The sequence below is a fragment of the Caulobacter sp. 17J65-9 genome, assembly GCF_010975005.1.
Lineage (GTDB): Bacteria > Pseudomonadota > Alphaproteobacteria > Caulobacterales > Caulobacteraceae > 17J80-11.
Genome location: NZ_JAAIVC010000208.1, coordinates 1 through 5,434, shown reverse-complemented (window position 1 = coordinate 5,434; position 5,434 = coordinate 1). Strand labels below are relative to the sequence as shown.

Genomic DNA, 5,434 nt, shown 5'->3' with positions numbered 1-5,434 from the left:
CGCCTGGGGCGGCCGCGCGGCGGTGGCCTGGGCCGAGCGGCTGGCCGCGGGCGAGCGGTACGACCACGAGGCCGAGCGGCTGGTGACGGTGGCCGAGACGCTGGACCGGATCTACGGGCGGTAGCGCGGCGCGAACCCTCTCCCCCGCTCGCGGGGGAGAGGGCAGGGTGAGGGGGACCTGTCCGCGCCGCCAACGGCCGACGCCTGAGTCTCCCCTACCCTCACCCTGCCCTCTCCCGCCCAGGCGGGAGAGGGTTCACAGGCCCCGCCCGCTCCGCCATACCGGCGTACGAACCTTCCGGAGACCGCCGTCGTGCGACGCCTCTTCGCGGCCGCCCTCGCCGCCCTCGCGCTCAGCGCCCCCGCCCACGCGGCCGAGCCGGCCAGCACGCTGCTCAAGCCCGACCGGGTGTTCACCGCCGAGGACGGTCAGGCGCACGCCGGCTGGGCGGTGCTGGTCACCGGCGACAAGATCGCCGCCGTCGGCCCGGCCGCGCAGATCGCAGCGCCCGCCGGCGCCCGCGTGGTCGACCTGCCCGGCACGACCCTGCTGCCCGGCCTGATCGACGCCCACTCGCACCTGTTCCTGCACCCCTACGACGAGACCCGCTGGGACGATCAGGTGTTGAAGGAGACCCTGGCCACCCGCACGCTGCGCGCCGGCGCGCAAGCCGCGGCCACCCTGCAGTCCGGCTTCACCAGCGAACGCGACCTCGGCACCGAGGGCGCGGGCAACGCCGACCTGTCGCTGAAGCGCGCGATCGACTCCGGCATGATCGAGGGCCCGCGCCTGGCGATCGCCGGGCGCGCCATCGTCGCGCGCGGCGCCTACGGCCCGGCTCGGAAGAACTACAGCGGCGACTTCGATCCGCCGCAGGGCGCCCAGGAGGTCTCCGGGGTCGACGAGATCGTGGCGGCCGTGCGCGAACAGGCCGCCGACGGGGCCGACTGGATCAAGGTCTACGCCGACTATCGGGTCGGCCCGAACGGCGAGCCGATGGCCACCTTCTCGCTGGAGGAGCTGAAGGCCCTGGTCGCCGCCGCCCACGACCTGAAGCGCCCCGTGGCCGCCCACGCGTCGACCGACGAGGGCGCGCGCCGCGCGGTGCTGGCCGGCGTCGACACCATCGAGCACGGCCAGTTCGTCACCGAGGCCACCTTCCGCCTGATGGCCGAGAAGGGCGTGGCCTTCATGCCGACCCTGACCGCCCACGAGGCCTACGGCCAGTACTTCCAGGGCTACGTCGCCGGCAAAAGCCCGCCCACCGCCGACATGGCCGCGGCCGACAAGGCCTTCCACACCGCGCGCAAGCTGGGCGTGGTGATCGGCCTGGGCTCCGACGTCGGCGTGTTCCGCCACGGCGACAGCGCGCGCGAACTGACCTGGATGGTCCGCGAGGGCATGACCCCGGCCGAGGCCCTGACCGCCGCCACCGCCGTCAACGCCAAGGTGCTGGGCTGGCAGGACCGGGTCGGCAAGGTGAAGCCCGGGCTCTACGCCGACCTGGTGGCGGTGCAGGGCGACCCGACCACCGACATCGCCGCGGCGGGCAAGCCGGTGTTCGTGATGAAGGGCGGGAAGGTGGTTCGGGAAAAATAGAAAGCGTTCTCCCTCCCCTTTATGGGGAGGGTGGTCCCGAAGGGACCGGGTGGGGAACGGTCGACACTTCCCCACCCTGGCCGCTGACGCGGCCTGTCCCTCCCCATAAAGGGGAGGGAGAGCACGGTTTCAGATCGAGCTTGCTGGGTCCCGGCTCTCCGGCCGCGCTGCGCGGACCTCCGGCCGACATGACGAACTGTGAGAGGCCCTACGCCTTCCCCTTCCCCGTCCCCTCCCCGTCTTGGGTCAGTTCGGGGTGGCGGGTCACCAGCGCCTCGCGGTCGGCCGCCAGCGCTTCCCAGGTCGCCGCCATCTCCAGCAGCTGGTCGCGGTGCTCGCCCACGCCCATGCGGTTGGCGAGCTGGCGGCATTCGTCGGCGTGCTGGCGGTACTCGGAGGCCTTCTTCATGCCGGGTCCGATCAACCAATAACGTTTAGATGTCAACGTTCGTTGACTACGTTCGGCGCATCAACCGATCGGCCGGCGGCTTCGGTCCGCGCTAAAACCAGCTCCTGAATCAGGCCATGGTCGCGCCGCATCCGACGGAGGCCGCGTGTACTACCTGATCCTGAAGGCGGCGATTTCCGGCGTGATCATCGTGCTGGTGTCGGAGATCGCCAAGCGCAGCCCGCCCTTCGGCGCCCTGGTCGCCTCGCTGCCGCTGATCTCGGTGATGGGCATGATGTGGCTGTGGCGGGACACGCACGATCCGGTGCGCATGGCCGCCCACGTCGAGGCCACCTTCTGGTACGTGCTGCCGTCCCTGCCGATGTTCCTGATCATGCCGGCCCTGCTGCGTCGCGGCGCGCCGTTCTGGCCGACGCTCGGCTTCGGCTGCGCGGTCACCATCGGCCTGTACTTCGCCATGATCGCCGTCGGCCCGCGGCTGGGCCTGAAGCTGTAGGAGAACCGCCCATGACCGCCGAGACCACCGAGCGCCTGTTCTCCTACGGCACCCTGCAGCAGGCCGAGGTGCAGATCTCGACCTTCGGGCGGCGGCTGGAGGGTCGGGCCGACGCCCTGACCGGCTGGCGGCTGGAGTGGGTGAAGATCACCGACGAGGCGGTGATCGCCGCCTCAGGCTCGGACCGTCACCCGATCCTGGTCGCGGGCGCGCCGGACGACGCGGTCGAGGGCACGGTGTTCCTGATCACGCCGGCCGAACTGGCGGCGGCTGACGACTACGAGGTCGACGACTACCGCCGGGTGGCGGCTCAGCTCCGCGCCGGCGGGACGGCCTGGGTGTACGTGCAGGCCTGAGCTTCGTCGCGCCGAACCGGGCCCTCGTCGCAGGGCGCTTAACGGTCCCGCTCGCCGCCCCGCACGACTGGGGCTCCCTCCCCGGAGCCCCGCCATGCGCTCGCTCGCCCTCGCCCTGATCCCCCTCCTCGCCCTGGCCGCGCCGGCCGCCGCGCGCGACGACGCCGACTGGGCGGCCGGTCGCGCCAGGCTCGCCCATCCCGACCTCAAGGGCCGCGTCAGCGGGCCGAACGTGCAGGTCCGCTGGGGCGGGGTCGCCAACGTCGAGGCCCGCAAGATGGGCGCGGCGGTCGACGCCCTGGTCTTCGGCCCGCTGACGGCCACCCCGGCGCTCGCCGAACCGCACGGCTTCGGCTTCTACCGCACGGTGCTGATCTCGCCGCCGACCGAGGGGCTGACGGGCGCCCCGGCCACCGCCCAGGCGACCCTGCTGGCCCTGGCCATTCATCGCAACGAAGAGCAGCCCGACGCGGCCGGGACCTGGCGCGGCTCGGGCGAAGGCCCCAGCGTGAAGGTCACGGTCAACGACCCGGGCGCCCTGTTCTCCAATCCGAACGAGGACGGCTCGGGCCACTACGGCCTGCCGGCGGCGGGCTCGACCCGCGACGGCTTCACGGTCGTGCGCTTCAGCTCGCGCGACCACATTGTCCTGACCAAGCCCGGCAAGCAGCCCTGGCGGCACGTGACCAAGGCCGAGGTGCTGGAGCGGCGTATCCGGGAGGCGCGCGCCGACGCCGCCAAGTTCCCCAACCCGGCCGACGCGCCGAAGCTCTACGAGAACGTCCGCAAGCGCGAGGCCGAGCTCGCCGCCCTGTCGCCGGCCCAACGCATGGAGCGGGCCTGCCGCAGCAACGAGTTCAAGTACGGGACCTTCACGCCCTGCACCGTGGCCGGGGCCGAGTACGTGGTCGCCTACGACCCGAGCTACTTCGACCCCAGGCTGCCGAAGACGGCGATCCAGCTGGTGGTGATCTCCGAGCCGATCGACCATCGCGACGACCACCGCGACCTCGGGCCGATCCTGCGCGGCGCGGTGCGCGCGCTGGATCTGAAGGCGATCCAGGCCCAGCTGCGCTGACCCACAGCTTCACCGCACGCCGGGCGGCCCCGGTCGCACGAGCACAGACGAGGCCCCGCCGGCGTCGCACGAAATGCGCACCGACACACACGGAGCCCTGCCCCATGACCCGTTCGTTCCGTACCCTCGCTTGCGTCGCGTTCCCCGCCCTCGCCCTGATCCTAGCCGCCACCGCCGAGGCCCAGACGAAGCAAGTCCGCGCCCTGACCAAGGGCGAGCTCATCGAAGCCCTGATCGCCCGCGATCGCGCCACCCTGGCCAAGTTCCCCAACCCGGGCGACGCGCCCGAGCTGACCCGCACCCTGGCCGAGCGCGAGGCCCGCCTCAAACGCCTCAGCCCGGCCGAACGCGCCGAGCCCGCCTGCGTGCGCCCCGGCACCGACCGCTTCGTCGCGTGCGACTCGAAGGGCGCGGTCACGATCACGACCAGCGGCTGACGCGCGGCTCCTTCTCCCCTTGAGGGAGAAGGACGGAGCCCGCGCACCGGAGGGCGCCAGCCCGCAGGTCCGCGCGGGAGGATGAGGGGTCGCGCCGCGCTTCAAAGCCGTGGAACGAAGGCAGCGGCGCCGTCGCGAGACCCCTCATCCTCCCGCGCAAGCCTCCGCTGCGCTCCGGCGCGCGGGTCCCTCCTTCTCCCTCAAGGGGAGAAGGAGCCCCTCACCGCTCCGCCGTCCGCGCCGGATAGGCCGGGGCCAGGGCCGCGCGCACGGCGGCCGCGTCCAGCACCCGCCAGCCGCCGCCGTAGCCGTCGCCGCCGCCGCCGCTCGCGGCGTCCACAAAGCGCACCTCCAGCTCGGTGGAGAAGCCGGCCGGGGTGGCCGCACCCGTCGGCACGCCGTTGTAGGTCTGGACCAGCATCTGGCGCAGGTCCTTGCGGTCGAGCACCACCATGCCGGGCTTGCCGGCCGCCAGCGCCGCCTCGGCGGCGCGCAGCAGGGCCATCTCCTCGACCGCGGCGGGCGCGGTGCCGTTGTGGCGGAAGGTGACCTTCACCCCGTCCGTGCGCGGATCGATGTCCCAGCCGCTCCAGGCCGACACCGCGCCGGCCTTGTAGCGCGGCAGGTCCTCAGCCCGCTCGGCCTGCGGCAGGCTCTCCATCAGGAAGGCCAGCACGATGGACTTCGGCAGGCGGGCCAGCAGGTCGTGGCGGGTCGGGAGCTGGGCCGGGGCCGGCAGCTTCGCCTGCTCGGCCGCGGGCAGGCCCGCGCGCACCGCGTTCATCAGGTCGGCGCGCAGGCGCGGCTCGTCCAAAGTCACGCCCTGCGCCAGCGGCAGGGCCTGCGCCGCCTTGCCCTCGGCGACCAGGGCGCGGGCCTCGATCACCGGGGCCCAGCGGTCCAGCAGCTCCGCGCCCTCCTTGGCCAACCGTTCGCGCGCGAGATAGGCCGCTTCGAAGGCCGGGTCGGGCCTGTTGCGCGCCTTGGGCGGGGGCGGCGGGACGGCGTCGCGGGCGAGGCGGTCGCGCGCCTCGGCCAGCGCCGCGCGGGCCTCGGCC

7 protein-coding genes are annotated in these 5,434 nt (G+C 73.3%); 5 read left to right on the top strand and 2 right to left on the bottom strand.

All coding sequences use genetic code 11. The features are described from left to right. The first annotated feature begins 313 nt into the window (after window positions 1-313). Window positions 314-1,600, top strand: a complete 1,287-nt coding sequence (locus G3573_RS19625) for an amidohydrolase family protein (protein ID WP_163263367.1) — start codon at window positions 314-316, stop codon at window positions 1,598-1,600. Window positions 1,601-1,808: 208 nt separating this feature from the next. Here G3573_RS19625 and G3573_RS19620 read toward each other — a convergent pair whose 3' ends face one another. After that, window positions 1,809-2,009 (bottom strand): hypothetical protein, encoded by a 201-nt coding sequence (locus tag G3573_RS19620; protein ID WP_163263366.1) that lies wholly within the window; start codon window positions 2,007-2,009, stop codon window positions 1,809-1,811. 145 nt (window positions 2,010-2,154) lie between these two features. Between G3573_RS19620 and G3573_RS19615 the strand changes: the two genes are divergently transcribed. From G3573_RS19615 to G3573_RS19600, 4 genes are all read left to right on the top strand, one after another. Next, entirely contained in the window at window positions 2,155-2,505 is a 351-nt protein-coding gene (locus tag G3573_RS19615; protein ID WP_163263365.1) for a DUF3147 family protein, read from the top strand. An 11-nt stretch (window positions 2,506-2,516) separates the two neighbouring features. Continuing rightward, the gene (locus G3573_RS19610) at window positions 2,517-2,861 is read left to right on the top strand and encodes a gamma-glutamylcyclotransferase family protein (RefSeq protein ID WP_163263364.1); all 345 of its coding nucleotides are present in this window, start codon (window positions 2,517-2,519) and stop codon (window positions 2,859-2,861) included. Window positions 2,862-2,955: 94 nt separating this feature from the next. Next, the gene (locus G3573_RS19605; RefSeq protein ID WP_163263363.1) at window positions 2,956-3,939 is read left to right on the top strand and encodes a hypothetical protein; all 984 of its coding nucleotides are present in this window, start codon (window positions 2,956-2,958) and stop codon (window positions 3,937-3,939) included. 104 nt (window positions 3,940-4,043) lie between these two features. Beyond that, a complete protein-coding gene (locus G3573_RS19600; protein ID WP_163263362.1) occupies window positions 4,044-4,376 on the top strand; it encodes a hypothetical protein in 333 nt (110 codons plus the stop codon). Window positions 4,377-4,596: 220 nt separating this feature from the next. On the opposite strand, the gene G3573_RS19595 is transcribed toward G3573_RS19600, so the two are convergent. Further along, window positions 4,597-5,434: hypothetical protein (locus G3573_RS19595; protein ID WP_163263361.1), on the bottom strand; the 838-nt coding region annotated here is incomplete at its 5' end.

Coding starts and splice junctions, on each gene's coding strand:
- G3573_RS19620 (WP_163263366.1), bottom strand. CDS start 2,009: ATGAAGAAGGCCTCCGAGTACCGCCAGCACGCCGACGAATGCCGCCAG.
- G3573_RS19610 (WP_163263364.1), top strand. CDS start 2,517: ATGACCGCCGAGACCACCGAGCGCCTGTTCTCCTACGGCACCCTGCAG.
- G3573_RS19605 (WP_163263363.1), top strand. CDS start 2,956: ATGCGCTCGCTCGCCCTCGCCCTGATCCCCCTCCTCGCCCTGGCCGCG.
- G3573_RS19600 (WP_163263362.1), top strand. CDS start 4,044: ATGACCCGTTCGTTCCGTACCCTCGCTTGCGTCGCGTTCCCCGCCCTC.